Origin of the sequence: Microvirga tunisiensis (assembly GCF_009296175.1) — a bacterium.
GTDB classification, from domain to species: domain Bacteria; phylum Pseudomonadota; class Alphaproteobacteria; order Rhizobiales; family Beijerinckiaceae; genus Microvirga; species Microvirga tunisiensis.
This window is the reverse complement of sequence record NZ_VOSK01000682.1, coordinates 1-1735: the sequence shown is the minus strand read 5'-3', so window position 1 is coordinate 1735 and position 1735 is coordinate 1. Positions and strand designations below refer to the sequence as shown.

The following is a 1735-nucleotide window of genomic DNA, read 5'->3' as shown; positions in this document are numbered from 1 at the left end:
GTTTAGAACTGTTTCAGCTTGATCCCATGCCGGCGCAGGGCATAGCCGACCTGCCGCGGCGTGAGGCCCAGGATACGAGCCGCCTTGGCCTGAACCCAGCCGGCCTTCTCCATCGCGTCGATCAGCCGGTCGCGTTCCACCAGACGCGGGCCTAGTGCGGGCCAAGCGGGATCGGTCGGATCGCCGGCCTTGGCGGCCGGCCCGTCACCCTCCGAGGCGCCGATGCGCCTGGCCGGCGGCGATCCTGCCGGCATCATGGCGCCCCGGGCGAGCGCGCCGGTGGCCTTGCCGCCCTGCGGACGGGCGGCGCCGCTCCCGAGCAGCGAAGAAAGGCACTGGCTGTTCTGGCAGGCGAAATCCGATCGAGCGATCGTCCTTGACCGCGCCAGTGTCGCCGTCCTTCGCACGCAGTTTTCCAGCTCCCGCACATTCCCCGGGAAGTCGCATTGCGAGAGCACCTCAAGCGCCGATGGCGCAAAGGCGAGCTCGCGCTGGTTCTCCCGGTTGAACCGGTCGAGGACGGCTTGCGCCAGGCGTGGAATATCGCCGGGTCGGTCTCTGAGCGGGGGCAGGATCAGGGGCACCACACTGATGCGGTAATACAGGTCGGCCCGGAACTCGCCATGGACGACAGCCGTCTCGAGGTCCTTGTTGGTGGCGCAGATGAGCCGGACATCGACCTTTAGCGTTCTGGTGCCGCCGACGCGCTCCAGTTCGCCTTCCTGCAGGACGCGCAGCAGCTTGGCTTGAAAGGCAGGCGAAATCTCGCCGATTTCATCCAGGAGCAGGGTTCCGCCATGCGCCAATTCGAAACGGCCGGCGCGCTGTGCGACAGCTCCGGTGAAGGCGCCCTTTTCATGCCCAAACAGCTCTGATTCCAGCATGGTTTCAGGCAGCGCGGCGCAGTTCAATTTGACGAACGGCTTGGTGCTCCGGGGCGACAGCTCATGGATGGCCCGTGCAAAGACTTCCTTGCCGGTGCCGCTTTCACCGCGCAGAAGCACGGTGGTATGCGTCCGTGCCACGATCGCGATGGTCTCGAGCACCTGCTTGATTGCGGGACTTTCCCCGACAATCCCATCGAGTTTGGCATGCGGCTGCCGGGCGGGGCCGGTCCTCTCCTCGTCGGGCACTTTCTCCGGTCTCCGTTGCTCCTCGATCAGCTGCGGACCATCCATGCTCAGGATGCGATGGCGGCGGATGGTCTGGCCGCCAAGGGGGCGACCATGGTCAGGCAGCGTACGTCCTCGTCGCAGAAGCTGGCGGCATCGTCCCTGACGCGGTCGATCGACAATGTTCCAGTGATGTGATGCTCAGCCTACCGCGACCCCAGCAAAGGTAATGGTGCCGCGGCTCGAAGATGTTTGAAGGTCAACCTGACATGGTTCGGACGTGCTGGTCTCCGGGATCGCGGCCCTTCAGTGGCGCTTTGGTCGGTGACGGCGTGCGGGATGACGCGGCGAATGCCTGATTGAGGTGGGTGTTGCCATTGGCGGTAATCTCCGGCTCTGCTGCAGCGTCCAGGACGATGCTTGCTCCATGACCTCCTTGCAGAAACGGGGAGAGGATGCTCACGACATGAGCAAGCGTGACCTCCCGCTGGGCGGGCGGGGCCAGGACCTCAGAGATCGCGTCGATTATGCTGAGCGAAATTTCCGCCGTGCACATGGTTTTGATCGGTGGTTCAGGCCGAGTGTTCCGAGGTCCGACGTCATCGACCCGATCCCGCAGCATG

Annotated in this window: 1 pseudogene; it reads right to left on the bottom strand. The window is 64.7% G+C overall.

The annotated features are described in order from the left end of the window. Nucleotides 1-2: 2 nt before the first annotated feature. Nucleotides 3-1734, bottom strand: a pseudogene (gene nifA / locus FS320_RS42830) (nif-specific transcriptional activator NifA). Nucleotide 1735: the final 1 nt, after the last annotated feature.